At 50.4% G+C, this 22,761-nt stretch carries 15 protein-coding genes and 1 pseudogene; 3 read left to right on the top strand and 13 right to left on the bottom strand.

What is annotated here, in order from left to right:
- Positions 1–20: 20 nt before the first annotated feature.
- From C2M34_RS13525 to glk, 6 genes and pseudogenes are all read right to left on the bottom strand, one after another.
- Positions 21–364, bottom strand: a pseudogene (locus tag C2M34_RS13525) (metalloregulator ArsR/SmtB family transcription factor).
- A 139-nt stretch (positions 365–503) separates the two neighbouring features.
- On the bottom strand, positions 504–1,508 hold the full coding sequence (gap, locus tag C2M34_RS13520) for a type I glyceraldehyde-3-phosphate dehydrogenase (RefSeq protein WP_105212898.1): 1,005 nt from the start codon (positions 1,506–1,508) through the stop codon (positions 504–506).
- 17 nt (positions 1,509–1,525) lie between these two features.
- Positions 1,526–2,146 (bottom strand): bifunctional 4-hydroxy-2-oxoglutarate aldolase/2-dehydro-3-deoxy-phosphogluconate aldolase, encoded by a 621-nt coding sequence (gene eda / locus C2M34_RS13515; RefSeq protein WP_105199229.1) that lies wholly within the window; start codon positions 2,144–2,146, stop codon positions 1,526–1,528.
- A 24-nt stretch (positions 2,147–2,170) separates the two neighbouring features.
- Complete coding sequence (gene edd / locus C2M34_RS13510; RefSeq protein ID WP_105259070.1) at positions 2,171–4,033, bottom strand: phosphogluconate dehydratase; 1,863 nt, start codon at positions 4,031–4,033, stop codon at positions 2,171–2,173.
- 362 nt (positions 4,034–4,395) lie between these two features.
- On the bottom strand, positions 4,396–5,433 hold the full coding sequence (locus tag C2M34_RS13505; protein ID WP_105199227.1) for a LacI family DNA-binding transcriptional regulator: 1,038 nt from the start codon (positions 5,431–5,433) through the stop codon (positions 4,396–4,398).
- Between the two features lie 18 nt (positions 5,434–5,451).
- On the bottom strand, positions 5,452–6,501 hold the full coding sequence (gene glk / locus C2M34_RS13500) for a glucokinase (RefSeq protein ID WP_105259069.1): 1,050 nt from the start codon (positions 6,499–6,501) through the stop codon (positions 5,452–5,454).
- Positions 6,502–6,855: 354 nt separating this feature from the next.
- Here glk and C2M34_RS13495 point away from each other — a divergent pair, with 354 nt between their 5' ends.
- Positions 6,856–7,881: a LacI family DNA-binding transcriptional regulator gene (locus C2M34_RS13495; RefSeq protein WP_105199225.1), complete on the top strand. Its 1,026-nt coding sequence runs from the start codon at positions 6,856–6,858 to the stop codon at positions 7,879–7,881.
- Between the two features lie 32 nt (positions 7,882–7,913).
- On the opposite strand, the gene C2M34_RS13490 is transcribed toward C2M34_RS13495, so the two are convergent.
- On the bottom strand, positions 7,914–8,378 hold the full coding sequence (locus C2M34_RS13490) for a hypothetical protein (RefSeq protein WP_158677939.1): 465 nt from the start codon (positions 8,376–8,378) through the stop codon (positions 7,914–7,916).
- A gap of 253 nt (positions 8,379–8,631) precedes the next feature.
- Between C2M34_RS13490 and C2M34_RS13485 the strand changes: the two genes are divergently transcribed.
- A complete protein-coding gene (locus tag C2M34_RS13485; protein ID WP_105259067.1) occupies positions 8,632–9,996 on the top strand; it encodes a hypothetical protein in 1,365 nt (454 codons plus the stop codon).
- A gap of 74 nt (positions 9,997–10,070) precedes the next feature.
- On the opposite strand, the gene C2M34_RS13480 is transcribed toward C2M34_RS13485, so the two are convergent.
- The 6 genes from C2M34_RS13480 to C2M34_RS13455 all read right to left on the bottom strand — a co-directional run bounded on the left by C2M34_RS13480 (position 10,071) and on the right by C2M34_RS13455 (position 20,845).
- Positions 10,071–12,464, bottom strand: coding sequence for a glucan 1,4-alpha-glucosidase (locus tag C2M34_RS13480; RefSeq protein ID WP_234398821.1), 2,394 nt, complete (start codon positions 12,462–12,464; stop codon positions 10,071–10,073).
- A gap of 14 nt (positions 12,465–12,478) precedes the next feature.
- Positions 12,479–13,966: an MFS transporter gene (locus C2M34_RS13475; protein WP_105259065.1), complete on the bottom strand. Its 1,488-nt coding sequence runs from the start codon at positions 13,964–13,966 to the stop codon at positions 12,479–12,481.
- Positions 13,956–15,797 (bottom strand): alpha-amylase family glycosyl hydrolase, encoded by a 1,842-nt coding sequence (locus C2M34_RS13470; RefSeq protein ID WP_105259064.1) that lies wholly within the window; start codon positions 15,795–15,797, stop codon positions 13,956–13,958. The genes C2M34_RS13475 and C2M34_RS13470 overlap by 11 nt, the downstream gene beginning before the upstream one ends.
- A gap of 123 nt (positions 15,798–15,920) precedes the next feature.
- Positions 15,921–17,432, bottom strand: coding sequence for a tryptophan halogenase family protein (locus C2M34_RS13465; protein WP_105259063.1), 1,512 nt, complete (start codon positions 17,430–17,432; stop codon positions 15,921–15,923).
- 62 nt (positions 17,433–17,494) lie between these two features.
- Positions 17,495–20,293 (bottom strand): TonB-dependent receptor, encoded by a 2,799-nt coding sequence (locus tag C2M34_RS13460; protein WP_105212907.1) that lies wholly within the window; start codon positions 20,291–20,293, stop codon positions 17,495–17,497.
- Positions 20,294–20,677: 384 nt separating this feature from the next.
- Positions 20,678–20,845, bottom strand: a complete 168-nt coding sequence (locus C2M34_RS13455) for a hypothetical protein (protein ID WP_158677940.1) — start codon at positions 20,843–20,845, stop codon at positions 20,678–20,680.
- A gap of 102 nt (positions 20,846–20,947) precedes the next feature.
- Between C2M34_RS13455 and C2M34_RS13450 the strand changes: the two genes are divergently transcribed.
- Positions 20,948–22,564 carry an alpha-glucosidase family protein gene (locus C2M34_RS13450; protein ID WP_105259061.1) on the top strand — a complete coding sequence of 539 codons (1,617 nt, stop codon included), beginning with the start codon at positions 20,948–20,950 and terminating at the stop codon, positions 22,562–22,564.
- The last annotated feature ends 197 nt before the right edge of the window (positions 22,565–22,761 follow it).

The raw sequence follows: 22,761 nt of genomic DNA, 5'->3' as shown, positions 1-22,761 counted from the left end.
TCCTTTGGGTGAAATTCACCCTAGTTGCAGCATGAAGCCTGGCGCTCGGGCCTGGCTCCCATATTGTCTAAACCGGTTAAGGCCGCAGCCAACAGGTGTGGATTCTCAGTTAATGTGGTTTCTAATACCTGACGCTGCCAGCTCGGCAACTGCTCGTTAATGCGGTAGTAGACCCATTGTTTATGCTTGCGCGTACACAAGAGTTGCGCCTCTTTCAATAGCGCTAAATGCCGGGATATTTTCGGCTGACTCAGTCCTAATGCACTGACCAGCTCGCACACACACAACTCCCCCTGATGTAAATCAGCAGGCAAATAAGTAACCGAGTGTCATCGCTTAGTGCTTTAAAAAAGTTAACGGCCATCTTGTATATATGAAATTTCGTATGTGGCGAATACTAGCCCAGCTTTTTTATATACGCAATATCGTATATAGCTAATCTTTCCTAACGCCAAGGCATAAAAAAAGCCGCTCAAGGCGGCTTTGACATAACAACAATGGAATTATAAAAACTTGGCGAGGTTTTGCACCTGATCCAACATGCGGTTAGAAAAACCCCACTCGTTATCGTACCAGGCCATCACCTTAACCAGTTTGCCATCAACCCGGGTTTGCGTGGCATCGAATACCGATGAAGCCGGGTTATGGTTGAAATCGATAGACACCAGCGGCAGCTCGTTATAGGCCAGCACCTCAGCCATGGCACCTTGGGAAGCGGCCTTCACTGCGGCATTAACCTCCTCGATACTGGTTTCGCGCTTGGCGATAAAGGTCAAATCAACCAAGGACACATTAATGGTCGGCACCCGCACCGCCATGCCATCGAGCTTACCGGCCAATTCCGGCAGCACTAACCCCACCGCCTTGGCAGCCCCGGTTTTGGTCGGGATCATCGACTGCGTCGCACTGCGCGCCCGATAGAGATCCGGGTGATAAACGTCTGACAGGTTTTGGTCGTTAGTATAGGAATGAATGGTGGTCATGCTGCCCTGCTCTATACCTATGGCATCGTTTAGGGCTTTAGCGACAGGAGCCAAACAGTTGGTGGTACAAGAGGCATTGGAAATAATGTTGCATTGAGCATTCAGCACCTCGTCGTTAACACCATGCACTACCGTGGCATCCATATCTGTGCCTGGCGCAGAGAGGATCACCTTCTTGGCACCCGCTTCAATATGCTTGGCCGCCGCTTCGCGGGAAGTAAACAGGCCAGTACACTCTAAAACGATGTCGACGCCGAGCTGTGCCCAAGGCAGGTTTGCCGGGTCGCGTTCCTGCAGCAGCTTGATCTCATCATGACCGACGATCATTACATCATCTTGCAGGCTGACTTTTTGCGAAAACTGCCCGTGTACCGAGTCAAATTGGGTCAAATGAGCGTTAACATTAGCCGGTGCCAAATCATTAATGGCAAGGATACTGATGTCTTTATTACGACCTGATTCATACAGTGCTCTAAGGGTGTTACGACCGATGCGACCATAACCATTGATAGCTACCTTAATCATCTTCACTCTCCCCGTTATTATTTAAGTTGGCTGGCTTGGTGCGCAAGTTCTTCTATCGCTTGCCAGTCCTTGTTTTCGATTAATTTTTTATCCAGCATCCAGGTACCGCCGACACAGACTACGTTATCCAAGGCCAGGTACTCAGGTGCGCTTTGTAGGCTGATACCGCCGGTGGGGCAGAATTTAATACCGGGTAAAGGGCCACCGATGGATTTGAGCATGGCCGGACCGCCCGCGGCCGCCGCCGGGAAAAACTTTAAAAAGGAGAAGCCACGCTCGGCGAGCCTCATTACTTCGCTTGGTGTGGCCGCTCCGGGCAAGAAGGGAATATCGCTTTGGCTGGCCAAGGCCAGTAATTCATCGTTCACGCCCGGGCTCACCATAAAGTCGGCACCGGCGTTTACTGAGGCTGCAAAAGTGGCCTTATCGATCACCGTCCCCGTGCCCACATAAGCGTCGGGAACGGTTTCTTTCATAATTTTCACTGCCTCTGCCGCCACCGGGGTGCGCAGGGTAATTTCCAAGGCGCGCAAGCCGCCCTTGTACAGAGCCTGAGCCAAGGGAGCGGCGTCCTCAAGGCGCTCAATCACCACCACAGGAACCACGGGTGCCGATGCTAAAATCTGTTCTATTGCCATGTTAAATCCTCATTCCCAGTGACATTATTCTTGTTCGTAGGCCGGTGCGAAGGCACTGGCTCCTAAATCAGCGCTGCTGACAATATTCCTAAATCCAGCAAACAGTTCGCGGCCGGTGCCATAGGTGGCGCCGCTGTGCACCAGTTCGATGTCACGGGCGGCCAACTCTTCATCGCTGACATGCAGTTTTAGTACGCCGTTTGGCGCGTCTAATGTCAGCAAGTCGCCGTCTTTGATTTTGGCTATCATGCCGCCTTCAACCGCTTCAGGAGCCAAATGAATGGCCGCGGGTACCTTACCCGAGGCGCCGGACATACGCCCGTCGGTAACTATGGCCACCTTAAAGCCTTCATCTTGCAAGCTGGCCATAACCGGGGTCAGCTTATGCAGCTCCGGCATGCCTTTGGCTTTTGGCCCCTGCTCCTTGATCACGGCAATAAAATCCTGGTTGAGTTCGCCGCGAGCAAAGGCGCTTTGCAGCGAGGCCTGATCGGCAAACACCTTGGCCGGAGCACTCACTACCTGATGTTGCTCCTGCACTGCGGAGACCTTGATCACCGCCTTGCCAAGATTGCCGGTCAGCAGTTGCAGACCGCCGCTGCGGTTAAATGGATTATCCGCCGGACGTAACACCTCCTGATCATGGGATTGCTCGGCGCACGGCACCCATTTCACCTTAGTCGGGCCATTGTTATCGGAGATGATTAAATTCACATCTTTATCCAGGCGCGGCTCTGTGGTGTAGGTTTCAAGCCCCTCACCCAAGATGGTTTTGACATCATTGTGCAGCAGGCCTTTGGCAAGCAATTGCTTCATCAAATAGCCCATGCCGCCAGCGGCCTGGAAATGGTTTACATCGGCAGAGCCGTTGGGGTAGATACGGGTTAACAGAGGCACGACTTCGGATAAGTCCGCCATGTCTTTCCAGGTCAGTTCAACACCTGCGGCCTTGGCCATGGCCACCAAGTGGATGGCATGGTTGGTCGAGCCGCCGGTGGCCAAAAGGCCAACCAGACCATTGATAATGGTTTTTTCACTCATCACCTCGGCCATGGGCACCGCATCCTTACTTGTGACTAGCTGTTTAAGCATGGTCTCTACCGCGTGTGCGGTCAAACCATCGCGCAGCTCGGTATAAGGGTTCACAAATGAGCTGCCCGGCAGGTGCAGGCCCATGATCTCCATCAGCATTTGATTTGAGTTCGCAGTACCGTAGAAGGTGCAGGTACCGGCGCTATGATAAGACTCGCTTTCGGCCTTTAACAGCTCTTCACGGCTGACAAGGCCCTGGGCAAATTTTTGTCTTACGCGGGCTTTTTCTTTGTTGGGAATGCCTGAAGGCATGGGCCCTGCTGGCAGGAAAAATACCGGTAAATGGCCAAATGATAAGGCGCCAATAACCAGTCCAGGGACGATTTTGTCACACACGCCCAAACAGAATACGCCATCGAAAACATCGTGTGATAAGGCGATGGCCGTCGACATGGCAATCACATCGCGGGAAAACAGCGACAGGTCCATGCCATCACGCCCCTGGGTCACGCCATCGCACATGGCCGGCACGCCGCCGGCAACCTGAGCAGTGGCATCGAATTTGGTAACGATTTGCTTAATTAAATCCGGGTATTCCTTATACGGCACATGGGCCGACAACATGTCGTTGTAAGAATTGATAATGGCTAAATTTGGCTTTTCATCACCGCTTAGACGCGCCTTGTCGTCGCTTGTACAAGCCGCCATAACATGGGCAAGGTTGCCACATCCGATACCAGCACGTACGCGCGTTTGTGATTTAGCCGCTTGCATACGGGCCAAATAGGCGGCACGGCTCGCTTTACTGCGTTCGATTACCCGTTCAGTGACTTCTTTAATACGCGGATGCAACATAGTTCTGCTCTTTCTTGCCAGTAAGTCGATAAAAGGCTCAGCACATCAGTACAGACTCCCCGCACTGAGGTACTGAGCAGCTTGGATTACCCGTTCAAAGGTACGTTGCCAACTCGTCTCTCACAACCGAGCTGACACCGGTGTCAGGGCATTAACTCACAACCCTGACACCGGTGTCAACCCTCCATGTAAATTTAGTCTAAAAAATCTATGTTGCGAGTTTTTGACCTTTTATTGCCATTTTTCACACCAGCTGAGGGCACTTGGCAAAGATTGAAGAAAGAGCGCCGAAAACAAAAAACCAACACCTGGGCGAACCCGGATGTTGGTTTTTAATTTCCGTGCAATTGGGATTTAAAACGTTAGGACTTTGGCGCTGCGGTGGACTCGCGACAAATAAGTTTGGCTTCCAAGGTGATTTGCAGCGGCTCTTTTTGCTGCTCTTCATCGCCATTATCGCCCTGGTTGATTTGCTCGATTAAATGCTCAACCGCCAGGCGTGTCATCTCCTCCACCGGCTGAGCTATGGTGGTGAGCCCGGGCCAGATATGGCGCGCAATGGGAGCATTATCAAAACCGGCAATGGCGATATCGTCGGGGACCTTCAAATCCATTTGGGTGGCCGCTTTGAGTACTGCTGCCGCCATATAATCATTTGAGGCAAACACGGCGGTGGGTCTGGGGTCTAAATGCAATATGGTTTCGGCACTGTCGGCACCTGAGTGATAGGAGAAATTTCCCTCTTCCACCAGATGCTCCTGATAGGCAATGCCATGTTCGGCAAGCGCCCGGCGATAGCCGTTAAAACGCTGCTCGGTAGCACTGTGATCCGGATGGCCCTTAATAAAGGCAATGTCTTTGTGACCGAGCTCGATAAGCAACTCGGTAATTTCAAAGGCACCCTGCTCGTCATTGCTGCGCACCGAAATCGACTCATCATCGAGTTTCACCGAAGCCACCCGGGCAAAGGGCACTTTTTTCTGACGTAAAAAGGCCACCAGCTCACCGTGGTCGGAAAACGGTGGCGTTAATACCAGGCCATCGATACGTGAGGTTTGTAACAGTTGCTCAATATTGTCGAGCAGCGCCTGACCGCGCAGCTCACAAGGATGGATCAAGAGATTAAAACCATGTTGATGGCAGGCCGCCAAAGCACCGCTTTGCAGACGGGTAATATAACTTTTCGAAGGATTGTCGTATAAGCAGGCAATAATAAAGCTGCGATTACGGGCCAATCCCCGGGCAATAGGGTTAGGTGTATAGTCGAGCTCTTTAAAGGCCTTAAGCACCTTTTCCCGGGTCACGTCGCTGACGTTGGGCTCATTATTAAGCACCCGGGAGACGGTCTTTTTCGATACACCAGCATAGCTAGCAACACTGTTTATAGTTATCTTTTTCATCGTTGACTAGTATCTTCCTTAATCGCCTTGCCTTGTCGAACAGCCCGTTGAGCTAGCCGTTGGGCTCGCCGTATGAATACAGGCCGCGGCGCCAATAAAGGGAATATGTTCTTGGCACACCAAGGTCACAGGTATTTGACTGTTATACTGCGACATCACCCCTTTAGCAATAAATCGTTCATTAAATCTACTCGTTAGCAGCCGCTGTTGCATACGCGGCAAAATACCGCCACCGATAAATACGCCGCCTAAAGCACCAAAGCTCAGGGCTATATCACCGGCAACGCTGCCAAGCCAATCGCAAAAATGGTTCAGGGTACGCTCGGCAATCATACATTCTTTATTTTCTGCCAGAGCCGCTATTTGCGCCGCATCTATGTCTTCTACCGTTTGCCCATGAACCTTGGCCATGGCGCGATACAGACGGGCGATGCCGGGGCCGGCAAAGACATTTTCCACCGACACATGTTGCAGGTCTTCGCGCAGCACATTATGCAATTGACGGTCTAACTCTGTCACCGGGGCCAAACTGATATACCCCGCTTCACAGCTCATTACCGCCTGTTGACCCTGCGAGCGCACCAGACAAGCGGCGCCAAAGCCGGTGCCCGGTCCGAATACGGCGATATTGGCATGCTCCTGGGCAATGCCTTGCTTAACGCAGATATTATCGCGCTCATTCAAATAAGGAGCGGCATAGGCAAAGGCGGCAAAATCGTTGATCACTTGTAAATTGTCAAACCCGAAACGCCGCTTCAGTTGCTGGGTATTAAATTGCCACCCCAAATTGGTGAGCATCACTTCAGCCCCCTTAACCGGACCGGCTACTGCCAGACAGGCTCGGGTAATGCTGATGGCATTAATCTGAGATAAATAGGCATCGACCGCGTCTTCAAAAGATTTAAAGTCGCAGCTTGGAAAGGTGTGCTGATGTTCAATGGCGAAAGATTTGCTGCTATTGCAGTAGTCGGTAATTAACGCAAAACGGGCGTTAGTGCCGCCAATGTCGGCGACTAAAATAGGTGCAAAAGCCACCTTGTTACCTGCCTGTGGACCTGATGAACTCATTGTCGTTTCTCTTTTTTAATTTATACCAAGTTTTTGGGATTTCCAGGTTTTCCCCAGAGCATTACTTAATCCCAACATTGACTTACCTGGCATAAACTTATTAAGTTTATGTTAGCAGTTCTTTTTTCGCGCTACTGAAAAAAGTGCTGCCCGGGCAGCGGGCAGCCAAACCGTTTTGTGACAACAAAATGATAAAACGCCGACATTATGACACCGGTGTCAGACGGGGATCAATAAAAATTTTCAGTTCCCGCTAAAAATATTGCAAAATGCGCCCCCTATTCGGCCTAATGGCCAAGTGCAAATGCGCACCTAGAATTTCAGCCGGGTTTGTATTAACCCATGAGGACATACATGAAAGGTAAAGCCACCTCCTTCGATATCGCCCACTATGCCGGGGTATCGCAATCAACGGTGTCACGGGCACTGCGCGGCAGCCCCTTGGTCAATGAAGAAACCCGCCGCCGGGTGGTCGAGGTGGCGCGTAAGCTCAATTACAAGGTCGATAAAAATGCCAGTAACCTGAGGGCACAGCAAAGCTCGACTCTGGCGGTACTGCTGTTTGAAGACCCAACCTCGGATGAGTCTCAGATCAACCCCTTTTTCTTGTCCATGCTCGGCTCAATTACCCGAGCCTGTGCCAAGGCCGGCTATGATCTGTTGGTGTCCTTTCAATCCAGCAGCAACGACTGGCACGCCGATTATGCCGAAAGCCACCGCGCCGATGGTATTATCCTGCTCGGCTATGGCGACTATATGGACTACCAAAGCAAGTTTGAGCGCCTGCTAGAGAGCGATACCAAGTTTGTGTGCTGGGGTGCCAATGTTGAAGGACGCCCGGAGTTAACCGTCAGCTGTGACAACAGTCGCGGCGGCGCCCTGGTGGCCGAGCACTTAATTGAATTAGGACGCACCGACTGTGCCTTTATCGGCGATACATCACACCATAGCCCGGAGTTCAGCGCCCGCTTTAATGGCTTTGCCGAGCGCCTTAAAACTCATGGTGCTCATGTGAGCGAACGCAAAATAGCCACCGCAATTTCCACCGAGGAGTCCGGCTATCAGGCGACCAAGTCCTTATTGGCCAATAACATTAAATTTAATGCCCTGTTTGGCGCCAGCGACCTCATTGCCATAGGCGCCATTCGCGCATTGCAGGAGGCAGGCTTAAGGGTGCCCCATGATGTGTCCGTGGTTGGCTTTGATGACCTGGCTGTGGCGCGTTTTTGCACCCCGCCACTGTCGACTGTGCAGCAAAACACCACACTCGCCGGGCAAATGCTGGTCGCTAATTTATTGAATTTGATAGCAAAGCAGGAAGTGGATGTTGCCAGCAGCGTCTTACCACCACAATTGATTGTTAGACAATCAAGTAAATAGGTAATGCAGTTTTATCTAATAGAAAGGCAGTGTTAGGAAATAATAACCTTTTCTTTTAGCCCTTGTGGCAAGGGTAAACCGAGTTTACTCTTGCCTCTTATCTCCCATATCTCATCCACTTCGGCGGCATCGACCTCTAATATAAAGCCGTCTGACAGGCTGATAAATCCAAGTCTCGATGCAAGCTGTTCATCATGGGTTATTAAACCAAATGCTTTGGAACGAGAACTATATCCGCAAATAATAAACTCCAGCCCCTTGTAACGCCCTCTTGTTGCTACTTCATAAGCATTGTTCATATCGGCAATCTTGATGCTTTTACAATAGCGGCCTTCGTTGTCATCTAATTTAAACCCCTTGATATAACCCAACTTTTTTGCATAGGAGATTTCTCTCATATGATCTATATCTGGGTCTGATATGCCATGCCCGTAATACTCCCTGACCAGCATATGGGTATTATTATACAGGGTGTAGGTTCCATTTCTTATTTCCACACTATTACCTCGAGTAAAGCTGGTTTCTCTCGTTTATATCTACGCCAACTTACATCAGGTAAATTCATTGCGCCTAGTTTAACGATCACTTCTTAACAGCGTCTAGATAAAACAACCAAGAATACTCACAGGAGTATAACGCACACCTTGATACACATGCTAATTAACTACTTGTTTTATTTACAATAATAAATCAAGGGCTATTATGAAAATGCCGCCCTAGTCAATAACAATAAAAGAAGGAACTTGTCCTATGTATCGCAGCTTTTTCCTAAGTGCATTAAGTATTGCCGTATTAGCCGGTTGTGGTGGCTCAGGCGGCTCTGATTCAACAGCGCCCCCTGAACCCAGCGGTAAAACGTTAACCATTACCGCTGTGTATAGGGACGCGTGTGGCAACGAAACCCCGGACAGGGATGCCGCCCTGATCATACATAATGCCGATTATTCCAACAAAGCCACGGTGTATGCCGATGACAATGGCGTCATTAGCTACCCAACAACGAATGATCACGAAACATTTTCTTTAGTCAGGCTAGTTCAAGAGACAATCGATGGTATTACGCCCGTAGATTTGCTTACCTTTGTTGACCACCCTGTGACCGATTTAGGCAAAAACGCTTTGCAAACGGATGATACCAGTGCATGTGAATGTAGGACCAGCAATGTACAAGTAGCCATCCCCGCACGCGTTAACAGCTATGTAGAAAGTAGCATGTTATATGGTGCAATGTTCGACACCTACCAAAAAGGCGTTGGTTCAGTCACGTACCAAGCAGTTGTTCAGTGTAAACAAAGTGGTTCCGAGCAATGGCCGCAGCTTTCTGTGATTAACCAGTTTAGCTCGCCTGAGCAAGCGTATGGCGCTTTATTCGCCGACCTCAATGACGGTGGCACAACTGAGGTTGCAGCGGAGCTTGTCGGTACCCCTGTTGTCATTAATTCTGATATGTTTTACAAGCAAGTCTCTGCTATCGTTGATAGTAATAGTCACTTGTACAATTATGGAGTTAACGGCTCCAAAGATGTCTTCGCTTTCACCCATGAAAGCATAGAGAACCACAGCATTACTGCATACGAACATGAAAATTTAGACAATCCATCCGGTGATGGGTACATCATTACCTCATCAACGGTCAGAACCAAAGAGATTAATCAAACATTTGATTTACCACCCATGGCCCTGAGCTTAGATGACCTGGCCTCTGTACTGACTCTTGACGGTCAAGATTATGATATAGCCCAAAGCGGCGTAGACTACGCTTTCATTTTCATTGGCATGGAAGCCTCTTACAATAATCGTCCACTTCTTGGCTGGAGTATTTTTGCGCCGCCAAGCGGCACAAGTGTAAACATCGAAAATTTAAACCTTGCTGAGTTTATAGATGAGTCAGTTCTTGAGTCTAAGGTGAATTCACTAAGTATGTCTGTAACAGCTAGAGACTATGGCGGCATAGCCGGCTACGAAGACTATATGAAGCGACGTCCGACTAGACAACCTAGTACCTTTAATGACCCTGAATATGCGCAAGCTAAAACCAAGACAGTTCAATTGACAGTCGATAACCTTAGTTACTCGCAATCAGCCTTGTCTAACCTAATACCGACACAGTTTTAAACGACTCCACACTAAAATGCCGCCTATAAATATAGGCGGCATTTTTTGCCAAATTGGTCGCAGCCCAATTAATCTTACTTAAGTTTTTGCTCTACCACAGGATAGTGATCCCACACCCGTTTATCGCTTAGTGAGCGCAGCAGTTTCACGTATTCGGCGTGAGTCCATGCCAGAGGTGTGGCCGAGTTGGTGCCCTGCCCCATCTCATAACCGAAGGGGTTAACGCCAACGCCATCCCATACCTGCTCTGGTAGCATCATGCCCTTATTGGCAAAGCCTTCCATACCGCGTACATAGGTGTGCTGGATATCCGCATACTTCTGCGCCGCAGCGTCGCCTGTTAGCGATTGCGCCACGGCAATTTCATAGTGACCGCGCTCACCGGTAAAGAAGGGCCATACGCGACCGCGTTGACCATCGCTATTCACTCCACCCTCGGCGTAGTTGGTACCACGTTTTTCATCTTCACCATAGCCATCGTTACCGTAACGGCGCCAGCCCGGGAAGGCCTCGCCTTCGGCATCGGTGAAGCTGTATTTAACGCGCAGGTTTTCCGCTAGGGTTTGGTCATCGTACTCCGGCAGTGATTCGAGTACCGAGTCACTGCTTGCGGCGCGTACGCCATAACGCACCAGCTCCAGGAAACCGCCATCGAGGATCTGCTTCTTATCCATGCCCTGACGGCCATTGTTGGCGGCCAACTTGGTATCGGCGTTGGCATTCAGGTCCTGAGCGATACGCACAAAATAACGGCCATTGGCATTGTCGCCCTTGAGCGTACCCTTGGTAGTAAACATCAGGGCTTCAACGTCCTGGTTATATTGTTTGGCAGTCGCCAGGTAGCGTGCGGCATTTTTATCATCGCCGCTGAGCTTGGCGATTTCCGCGGCACTGATAAGGCCCGCAATAACCGCTGCCGTGGTTGAGGGCGAATAACCGGCCTGCTCTTCCCAACGCTCTTGTTGGGTTAACGGCGGGGTGATCTGCACATCATTCCAAAGAATTTTCGCCAGGCCACCGTCAACGAGAAAGTCAGCGGCAGGTTTAAGCATATCTGCATACCAGTTGCTTAACTCTTCCTTGGTGAGTACCTCACCCTGGTAAAGTTTCCACGCCAGCATAATAGGCATGGCGGTTTGATCCAGCTGAACACCCACCCATTCCAACTCACCATCAACATGGGTCTTTTGTAAGAACCAGCCACTGTCGCCCTGATTGCCGGGCGTGTTTTCACGCACCTGAACCTTAGGCAGGTAATTGAATGCAGCCTTGGCGGTGTCACTGTCGCCCATGGCCAAAAACGCCATGGCCACCTGATAGAAATCACGCACCCAAACCGCCTTATAGCCTGTGTGCCCCTGCTCGGCTTTGACCGTATCACCCCAAGGGTTCGACAAGGACGCAATCAGCGCGCCGGCGTGAGTTTTATCTTCCTGCGCTTTAAGCACCAGAGCACTGGTGTTAAGCAGCTTGCCGCCGTCTTTGGTCGCAGCATATAAATCTGTTACAGACAGGCTTTGCAAATAGTCCTGCCAGCCAATAAAGTCGCCTTCGCCATTGTAATGCGCCAATACTGTGTCATAGCCTCGACTCAGGGTCTTTTGCCCCTCGGCCAGCGCGCTTTGCTCCGTGTTGCCATAGCTCAGTACCAAGTCAAATTCGGCACCTTCTTTAATCTCACCCAGGGTCGCACTCATGGTGACGTTCCCGGTTTGCTCGCCGGTGCTGGTGTAGCGTGCAAAGCTATTACCTTTATTGAGCTGGGTTAAACGGTCGCTTTGACCGAAAAAGCCTACCGAAGTATCTTTTAGGCCCTGTTTGCTTTGCAGGCTTAAGAAGTGTTTGCCTTGGCTGTAGGCAAGCAATGCATCGCCGGCCACCTTGGCGCTATCATTTAAGCCATCATTATTTACATAGGGATTAACCTGCACATGGGCGCTTAGGCCAGGCTGGTTTGCTTCAAAGCGCACGCGCACCATCAGCGACTGAGCATCCGGATCGGTAAAGATATCCTTGATAATACGAAAACGCCCCTGCTCATCTTCACTGGTTACCCGGTAGGCCAAAGAAAGCGGGCGGCCTTGCTCGTCGGTATCCAGGTACTCAACCGTGTTTTTTAAGCCATCTTGCTCGCTGACCACAAAGTCATCGCCGGTGACAATAAACTGCATATCGCGAATTTGCGCCTGGTGGATAAGGCCAAACATGGTTTCGGTGATCATGCCTTTAGCCAGGGAGAACCACACCTTAGACACAGCGCCTGTACTGGCTTGGTCGCTGTATTGGCCATTGTCATAGGCCTCAAATGAGGTGCCTATGCCGGTTTTGCCCGAATAGGCCCAATAAGGGGTGTCACCAGGAGCACCCGGCGCTACCGCCTGTACCTGAGTTGTTTGCTGCTCGGCGCTGTTACAGCCCGTCAGCCCTGCGACCAGCATGGCCGCCATAATTGAATTTAAAACTTTCACTGAGTGTCCCCTTATTATTTTACTAATTTGACTCGACTAACCGCGATGGCACCTAGGACAAAGGAAATGCCGCCAATCACTAAGGCATAAATAGGCTGGTTGGCGAACCCATGCTTGAGAATAAGACCCAGGACGCTGGCCGCGAGCAACTGTGGAATAACGATAAAGAAGTTAAAAATACCCATGTAGACCCCCATTTTTGCGCTCGGCAAAGTGGTCGATAGCATGGCGTAAGGTAAAGAGAGAATCGACGCCCAGGCAAAACCTATGCCTACCATGGGTAACATCAACCAGCTTGGATCTGCAATAAACATAAAGCTGATTAGCGCCGCCGCGCCTAAGATAAGATTCAGCGCATGGGTCAAACGTATGCCCATTCGCTTAACCATGATAGGAATAATCAAGGCAGCCAAAGCGGCAAAACCATTGTAGGCGGCAAACAGCACCCCCACCCAGTCGGCACCGTCGTTATAGGCCTTGGAAGTCACATCTAAGGTATCGTAGTGGTAACTGGTTACCGCCGCCGTGGTATAAATCCACATGGCAAACAGTGAGAACCAGCTGAAAAACTGCACCCAGGCCAGCTGGCGCATGGCCGTTGGCATGGTGAAAACATCGTAAACCACGGCAAAAAAGCCGTTTTCTGTGTATTCCTTCGCTTGCTGCCACAGGGCAATGCCTTGCAACAAGGCAAAGGCCACTAGTCCGGCGCCCAGCAGATACAGCTCTTTTTCCAGATCTAGGGCCGTCACCAAGGCGATAATAGACACGCCAATCACACCACTGATGCTCATGGTGCGGCCAAAATTAATCTCTTGCTTTTGCGTGTCGCTCTCAAGATGCGCTTCGCTCTTTTCAAACGCCGCCAACTGCTCTGGACTGTATTCCTTGGTGGTAAACACTGTCCACATCACGCTCACCAATAAGAAGGCACCGCCAATATAGAAGGCATATTGCACCGACTCAGGGATCACCCCGGCAGCGGCAGTATTGCTGACATCAAACCAGTTACTCAGAATCCAAGGCAGACTTGAGGCCACCACGGCGCCTATGCCGATAAAGAAGCTTTGCAGCGAATAACCCAGGGCGCGCTGTTTATTCGGCAGATTATCGCCCACTAAGGCACGAAACGGCTCCATGGTAACGTTAATGGAAGCGTCCATAATCCACAGCATACCGGCGGCAACCCACAGAGTTGGCGAGTTCGGCATTACCAGAAGTGCTGCCGTGGTCACTATGGCACCATAGAAAAAGTAAGGACGACGACGGCCTAAGCGTCCCCAGGTTTTATCGCTCATATAGCCGATGATCGGCTGTACGATCAAACCGGTTAAAGGCGCTGCGACCCAAAGAATGGGAATATCATCGATATCGGCACCCAGGGTTTGGAAAATACGACTGACATTCGCATTTTGCAGGGCAAAGCCGAATTGTATGCCCATAAAGCCCAAACACATGTTCCAAATTTGCCAGAAGCTCAGGCTAGGCCTTTCAATATTCATCTACTTGGATCCCCATCTGAAACACGGTAACGCCCTGATATGGCAACTTGATTGGAATTTCCTTATCTAAATACAGAGGATCCGTACCCAGTAGGGTTTTCCCGACCATGGCTTCCTCTGGCTCAATATCAACAAACACCGGATGCTTGCCAAAGTTAGCAACCACGACAATACGCTGATCGCCTAGCCTGCGCTCAAAACTGATCACTGCATGGGGCGCCGAGTTTGGCACTGGGATCAGCTCACCGGCGACAATCGCAGGAAGAGAATTAAGTGCCATCAAATCAATATAAAACTGGCGCAGCGCACGCTGCTCATCGTTAAGCGCGCCGCCGTCGAACTTGCCGCCATTCATCCACTGCTGATGCGCGGGCACGCCGATATAATCAAAAATACTGGTACGTGTTGGGTCGCCGAATCCCGGCTCTTCAGAGCCATCTTCGCCCACGGTTTGGCCGAAATACAACATGCTAGGTGAGCGCCCAATTAGGGTTGAGACCGTCATCGCCGGCTTGCCCCAGCGCATATCGCCAGCAAAATCTGGGCTCGCCAGGCGCTGCTCATCGTGGTTTTCCAAAAAGTGCAGCATATGCTGTTCAATATCTGCCACCTCTTGGTGCGTTGCCAGCAGCTCGCTGGCCTCTGCTTTACCTTGAATAATGGCCTTAAGGCTGTCGTAGAAACCGACCTTGTCGTACAGGTAATCCATCTTGCCTAAATGAATATAAGGGCGGTACAGCTCGGGGTTATAAACCTCGGCCAGCAAGAAGGCATCCGGGTTGCTCATCTTGATGGAGGAGTTTAAAAAGCTCCAAAATTCCACCGGCACCATTTCCGCCATATCGTAGCGGAAGCCATCGACGCCCTTTTCGAGCCAGTATTGGGTGATATCGCGGAACTTATACCAGCTATCGGGCAGCTCCTGCTCCTGCCAAAAGGCATAATGGGCACGATAATCCAGCTCGGCGTAGTTATCCGGCAAACGGGGGAAGTCATAGCTGCCATCGGGCTTGACGCCATAGTTGATCTTTACCGTTTCATACCAGTCGTTAATATCTGGCTGGGCCTTGCGAGCACCATTACCTGTCCATTTCGCCGGGCTTTCGGCAAATTTACCGTCCGCAAGCGGGTGGCTTTGGCCGCCCAGCACCTGATAGTTGGTGTCTTGGGGAACAATAAAGTCCTCACCCACCACATAATAGAAATTATTGTCGCGCTTATAAGCGACACTGGTATCGTCATTGGCACCGAAATCTGCAGTGCCCTGAGGCTTGCTGACGGAATGATAATCGCGGGCCACATGATTGGGCACTATGTCGATGATCACCTTCATGCCATGCTTATGGGTGCGTGCGATCAGCTCTTCAAATTCACGCAGGCGGTCGGCGGGTTTGGATGCCAAGTCCGGATTCACATTGTAGTAATCCTTAATGGCATAGGGCGAGCCGGCGCGGCCTTTAACCACATCTGGGTCATCGCTCGGCAGGCCAAAATCGCTGTAATCGGTCACCATGGCATGGTGCAAAACACCGGTATACCAGATATGCGTCACACCCAGCTCTTTAATGCCTATAAGCGCCGCATCATTGAAATCCGCAAATTTACCGACGCCGTTTTGCTCCAGCGTGCCCCAGGGTTCATTGGTGCTCTTGGTATTACCAAATAAACGGGTGAATACCTGATAGACCACGGGCTTTTGCATCTGCTGCATGCCCTGCTCTGCGGTGCTTTCAGTGCTTGCGTCTTGTTGTTGTGGCCCCTGGCCACAGGCGACAAGCGCGGCGCTGAGCGACAGTACCAATAACGGCGTTTTCAACTTGCTATTTATCATTCGCTTACTTTATTTATCTTTTGTTATGACAAAAATATTACGTGCTCTGGACCCGCTTGGGTATGGCGTGCATACGTATTCAAACCAGTCCGGTGCCATATTATCCGCGGATTCAGGCGAGTATCAGCGCCCTTGTTTGGCGCTTTTTACTAAGGAACCGAGATAATCCTGGTGGCTCGGCATTTGTGCCACTGTGCGCTCAATTAAGGTGCGCAAACTGGCCAACAATTCGCTGCGCTGCTCGGCGCTAAATTGCTCTGCCAAGGGATGATGTTGCTGCGGCCAGCAATTTTGTCCAAGCAACACCTGCTGCCATGCAACCTCGGCGAACAGCTCATCCTGATAGCGAAATACCGTACCCGTTTTTTCAAACAGTTCCAGCTTTTGCGTTAAAGAGTCCGGCAATTCCATGCTTTGGCAGTGGCGCCAAAAGGCGCTGTCTTGGCGTTGGTTCAAGGCATAGTGGAGAATGATAAAATCGCGAATTTGCGCCATTTCCGTACTAAATTGCCGATTATAGGAATCCCGCGCCTCAGCGCTAATCTCCCTGTGGGGGAAATGTTTAACCAGACGAATAATCGCCGTTTGAATAAGGTGAATACTGGTGGACTCCAAGGGCTCCAAGAAGCCACTGCTGAGGCCAATGGCCACCACATTGTTTTGCCACTGTTTGCGTCGCTGCCCGGTGCGAAATTTAATAACCCTGGGCTCGGTAATGGGCTTACCCGGCAGGTTTTCAAGCAACTGGGTCATTGCCTGCTGCTCATCCATATACCGGGAGCAATACACCAAACCGTTACCCATGCGATGTTGTAGCGGGATTTGCCACTGCCAGCCACACTCGCGGGCGATGGCCCGGGTATAAGGTTTAGGGCTGTGCCCTTCGGGCAATTCGCATTGCACCGCAATGGCACGGTCGCACGGCAACCAGTGGCCCCAGTCTTCAAAGCCCACTCCCAGGGTTTGCTCGATAAGCAAAGCACGCAGGCCGCTGCAATCGATAAACAAGTCGGCTTCAATCTCGCTGCCGTTGTCGAGCGTCAGGGCGCGAATATCGCCGTTGTTATGCTGACTCACCTGCATCACCTTGGCATCTATGCGCGTCACACCCATGGCCTCGGCACGCTCGCGTAACAATTGGGCATAAAGTGAAGCATCGAAATGATAGGCATGTTGGGTGCCGGGCAATTGTGTACCGGGTATCTGTGCCAAGGGTGTAAAACGCTCGGCTTTGGCAGCCTGATAATTTAATGAGTAATCCCACAGCGAGCCGCTGTAACCCTGCTCTTTTGCGGCATGAAAAATATGGTGGAAGTCACAAAAGGGAAACGCCTTACCGAGTGAGCCAAAGGCATGCATATAGCGCTCGCCCACCTGCCCCCAGTTTTCGAACTCAATACCCAGTTTAATGGTGGCGCTGGTGCGCTCTACCAGGGTTTGCTCGTCTATACCAAGGGCCTGATTAAAAGCGACTATCGGGGGAATGGTGGCTTCGCCTACCCCTACTGTGCCAATTTGCGTCGACTCCACCAGGGTAATATCCAGACGCGCGCCCATCAGTTTTGCCAATAAGGCCGCACTAAGCCAACCAGCGGTACCACCACCGAGGATCAATACCTTTTTCACTTCCGCCATTATCCTGCTCCTGTGAAAAAGCCCTTGAAAATTCAAGGGCTTTTTTTAACTTCAGTTAAGAGTTATAGCTCATACTTGAAGCCCAGCAAGTAAGTACGACCATAATCCTGGTAGTCACGTACTTGCAGCGAGTTATCACCTTGCAGTGATACAAACGGCTCTTCGGTGATGTTTTGTACCTGGAAGGTCATTTCCAGACCTTCTAGGCCGGCAATACCCGACTCACCGAAGTCATAACCGATTTGCGCATCCCAAATGGTCTCGCCTTGGATAGCAACCTGATCGGTTGAGAAACCAGGGCCATAGATATCGCCTTTAAAGTCGCTACGCTTACGCATGCTGGTACGGGCGCTGAAACCATAACGCTCATAGTAAAGAGTAAAGCTTTGAATACTATCAGACAGACCCGGCAGTTCATATTCATCGCCGTTAGGGGTTTCCACATCCTGCTCTACGCCTGTGTGGCTGGCCAGTAAACCAAAACCTTCAAGCTCATCGGCAAAAAGATTGAACGGCAGTGCAAGTGATAGCTCGTAACCCCATAGGTCGCCGCCACCGCCATTAATTTTACCCGAGCCGGTCGCCGTGCTGTGCTCCGGCACTAGACCTGTGGCCGGATCGGCAGTGCCGCTCATATCCGCTTCATAAATACCGTCGAAAATCCACTCGTTCAGGTCCTTGTAGAACACGGCAACGGAGAAGTAGCCTTCATCGCTGAAGTAGTTTTCATAGCTTAAGTCAAAACCTGTTGCTTCTTTTGGCTCCAGCGATGGGTTACCACCGGATACAGACCAGTGATTACCGTTTTCATCAGGTCGATCCGGATTGTATGAGGCATCAATAGAGGCGTTCATTTCATCCAGACGAGCACGAGAAATAGTCTTAGCTGCACCAAAACGTACGGTTTGATCTTCTGTAATGGCGAAGTTCAGGTTGATGCTAGGTAGCAAGTGTGAGTAATCGTGACTGATATCGGTTGGCTCTGCCACTACTAGGCCATCGGCGTCAACGCTAAAGGCATAACCTTGTGACGACTGCTCGGTGCGTACATAACGCAGACCAACATTACCTGTCACTGGCACATCACCCAAAGCGGCATCGATATTGGCTTGCACAAAGGCGGCCGTCACTTCTTCTTGCACTGTCCAAGAACGCGTTAAGTGCTTAGAATCGGTCAGGCTCTCGGCCATTAGATTATAATAACCGTCGTCAACAAGGGCGCGGGTATCGTAAGCTATCATCTCGCCCATGCCGATAAAGCTAAGATCGGCTGTACCTAAACGGTATTGCTCTGGTACTACTAGCATGCCTGGGTTGCTCAAGGAGAAATCCGCAAGCGTCATAAAGTAACCTTCAGACAGCTTGGTCTTTTCACGGTCACGGTAGGAGATACCAAAATCTATGCTATTGATATATTCGTTATCGAGCAGCTTTTTGGCCGCTAGTTTTAACGTCGTCAGTTCATCTTCAACTTCCGGCGCATTAATAAAGCCATCTTGAGCGGTATTTTGATACTCAGTGCCAGTCAGGCCGTAGTGATTATTTAATGCGGCGCTGTGACCCCAAGATAGCGGGCCACCTAGTTGTATCAGGTTAAAGTCACTGTAATCCAGACCATGAGTAAACTGGGCGCCTGTGTTGCCACTGTTGAAGGTGTAGCCCAAATCATCGGCTACGCCATTGTTGTCGCCGCGACCAGTACCCGAATAACTTTCGATACTCCATACCTGACGGTCTACTTCAGAGCGGCTGGCGTCGAATTCAACCGACCATTCGTCACTTACTTGATATTCAAGATTAAAACCAAACTGAGTAAGCTCGGCCTTACGCTCTTCAAAGTCGTTACGTACGACAACGCGCTGACCTTGGGTAATTGCACTGGTAACAAATCCAGTTTCATCATCAACGGCCAGTGGTGTTCTCGTACCCTGACCCCAGGCAAAAGGTACCTCGATACCACGGAGGATCTTCTCATCAGAGAAATCCACATACAGGGCGTCAAAGGTCATGTTCAGGTCGCTGGTCGGCGCATATTCAAGCACCAACATGGCCGAGTCGCGCTCTAGTGTAGAAGAGCGAACGAAAGGTTTGGCGCCGCCCAGGATAGAATAGGTGTTGCCATCGGGCGTTTCAACATCAGGGTAACCCCATGAGTTCCAACGCTTTTCCTGGTTAGGCGAGCTCATGGTGGTGTACGCAAAGGCCACACCCAAGGTGTCATCGGCAAATTGATCGATATAAGAGATGGTGCCACGGAAACCTTTATCGTCGCCATCCGGGTTTAACTTATCGAAACTGGTTTGCTCAAATTGACCATTGAATTGGATAACCTGCTCGCCCTTGCTTAAAGGACGTACGGTTTGCATGTCGATCACACCGGCGATGCCTTCGGCTTCAATCGAGGCACTCGGTGTTTTATATACGGTTACGCCGCTCATGATCTCAGAAGGATACAGGTCGAACTCAACACCACGGTTATCGCTGATTGAAACCTGCTCGCGACCATTAAAGGTAGTGGCGCTTTCGTTTTCGCTAAAACCACGTACGCTAACGCGTGATGCACGGCCATCTAGGCGCTGGGCAGTTAGACCCGGTAGACGCGCGATTGACTCGGCAATAGATGAATCCGGTAGCTTACCAATGTCTTCGGCAGAAATAGACTCTACCACTTCGTTGGCGAAACGCTTGGTGTTGATTGACTCGGCGACGCTGCGGCGGAAACCGCGCACTTCGATCACTTCAACCTTTTGTTGCTCTTCGATGTTCGCGGCGTCATTTTCTTGCGCCAACGCAACATTGCTACTGGCAACCCCGGCGCTGATCAGCGCAAGAGTTAGCATACTTGGTTTGAACATAGACATACTGTTTTACCCCAATTAACCATAATGTGTGGCCGAACGAGGTGGAAGTTAGCGCTGCACCAAGTTGGCTCATGTTGTTGTCACAAAAAATACTAACTCCCGTGCTAAATTAATAACAAATTTATGCATACGTATTCAGGCCCCGCAACAGGTATTTTATTAACATTAAGGTTACAACAACTGTTACATCATTATAGCCATAACGCCCACTGACGCACCCTGCAGCGAGGACGCATTTGTAAACGTCTTGGGTGGCAAATAAGAAGCCATTACAACAGGGTAAATGTTAATAAAAGCCCGACCTCTGTCACCACTTGGTTTGCTCAAGCCCAAGCCTTGATTTATACGCTCGGCACAGTGTTAATTGGTCAGACCAAAATAAAATTACACCATGCTGGTGCAAAACCCTGCCGCAACGCCCAAATTCAGTGCATTCTCATTATTGCATTTATGACAACCAAGTAATTTATTTTCCCCATTGGTAAACTTGGTTTGAGTTACTTCCAGCCCCTTTTGCAGCCCAATAGGAGGCTTTTGCTTCTTTTTCTGCATACGTATCCACAATGCATACGTATGCAGTTCTTTTACAAGCCTTTGTAGCATGCCGTATTCTTTTCTCAGTTTGACTAATTAGGTTTTCATCTGGAGTGTGATATGGCAAACCCACAATGGTGGAAAGGTGCGGTTATTTACCAAATTTATCCCCGCAGTTTTCAAGACACCAATGGCGATGGCATTGGCGATCTTCGCGGTATTATCAACCGCTTAGACTATATTAACGATCTCGGCGTGGATGCCGTGTGGATCTCGCCGTTTTTTAAGTCTCCGATGAAAGACTTTGGCTATGATATTAGCGACTACCGCGATATCGACCCCCTGTTTGGCGACCTTGCTGACTTCGATGAGCTGATAGCCGAAGCCCATAAACGTGACATCAAGATTATTATCGATCAGGTATTAAGTCATACCTCAGATCAGCACCCTTGGTTCTTAGCAAGCCGCGAAAGCAAAGACAATGACTTATCCGACTGGTATGTGTGGGCCGATGCCAACGAAGACGGCACTCAGCCGAACAACTGGTTGTCTATTTTCGGCGGTCCGGCATGGCAATGGGAGCCCCGTCGCGGTCAGTATTATTTGCATAACTTCTTAACCGAGCAACCGGATCTTAACTTCCATAACCCGGACGTACGTAAAGCGGTACTCGATAATGTTGAGTTCTGGTTGGAAAAAGGCGTTGATGGTTTCCGTTTGGATGCCATTAATTTCTGCTATCACGATGCCCAGCTCCGTGACAATCCGGCCAAGCCGAAGGAAAAACGTCAGGGTCGTGGCTTTAGCGAAGATAACCCTTACGCCTTCCAATACCACTATTACAATAATACACAGCCAGAAAACCTAGAGTTTATGCGCGATATCCGGGCCCTGCTCGACAAGTACCCAGGCACAGTAGCGCTGGGTGAGATCTCTTCGGAAGACTCCTTAGCGACCATGGCCGAGTACACCTCAGGTGGCGACAAACTGCACATGGGTTACAGCTTTGAGTTGCTAACCAATGACTACAGCAGTGCATACATTCGCACCACGGTGGAAACCTTAGAAGCGCGTATGCTTGAAGGCTGGCCGTGCTGGGCCTTTAGCAACCATGATGTGGAGCGCGTTGCCAGCCGCTGGTCACCAAGCGGCGAAATACAGCAACAGCAGGTGAAAATGTTGACCGCACTCCTAGCGTCACTGCGCGGCAGTGTGTGCATGTATCAAGGTGAAGAACTGGGTCTGGGCGAAGCCAGCGTGGCGTTTGAAGATCTACAAGACCCTTATGGCATCACCTTCTGGCCAAACTTTAAAGGCCGTGACGGTTGTCGTACGCCCATGCCTTGGCAAGACACTGAACAAGGCGGCTTTAGCAGTGCCAAGCCCTGGCTGCCACTGAGCCCTGCCCACCTGGTAAACAATGTGGCCTCACAACAGCAAGAGCAGGACTCTATCCTTAAGGCCTATCAAGAGTTTATGCATTGGCGTCGCAGTCAGAGGGTATTGCTTGAAGGCGACATCGCCTTTATTGACAGCGATGAGCCAATCTTAGCGTTTCGTCGTCAGCATCAGGGCAAAACCCTGCTGTGTTACTTCAACCTGGCAGCGCAGAGCGCACAGATAGACCTAGAGGCACAGCCTGTGCAGCAGTTTAACCAGCTTAGCCATCACACCGGCACGCTTGAGGGCAACACCCTGACTCTGCCTGGCTTTGGTTGCTGGTTCGCGCAGCTTTAAGCACGCTTTAAGCAAGCTTAAAACCGGTCAACAAGATTCACAGTGACTAGCGCACACCCACAAGAGCACCCTAAGGTGCTCTTTTTTTATCGGCAAATCTTACCTTGCATAACGGCGATTTTCTTTATCCTAACGATAAAAATAACTCACTTTTCTAAGTACCCACACTGAGCTAAAAATACAGCCATGTTGAATGG

Origin of the sequence: Pseudoalteromonas sp. T1lg88, from assembly GCF_002964765.1 — a bacterium.
GTDB lineage: Bacteria > Pseudomonadota > Gammaproteobacteria > Enterobacterales > Alteromonadaceae > Pseudoalteromonas.
Note: the sequence above shows the minus strand (reverse complement) of the source record. Positions and strands in the feature narration are given on the sequence as shown.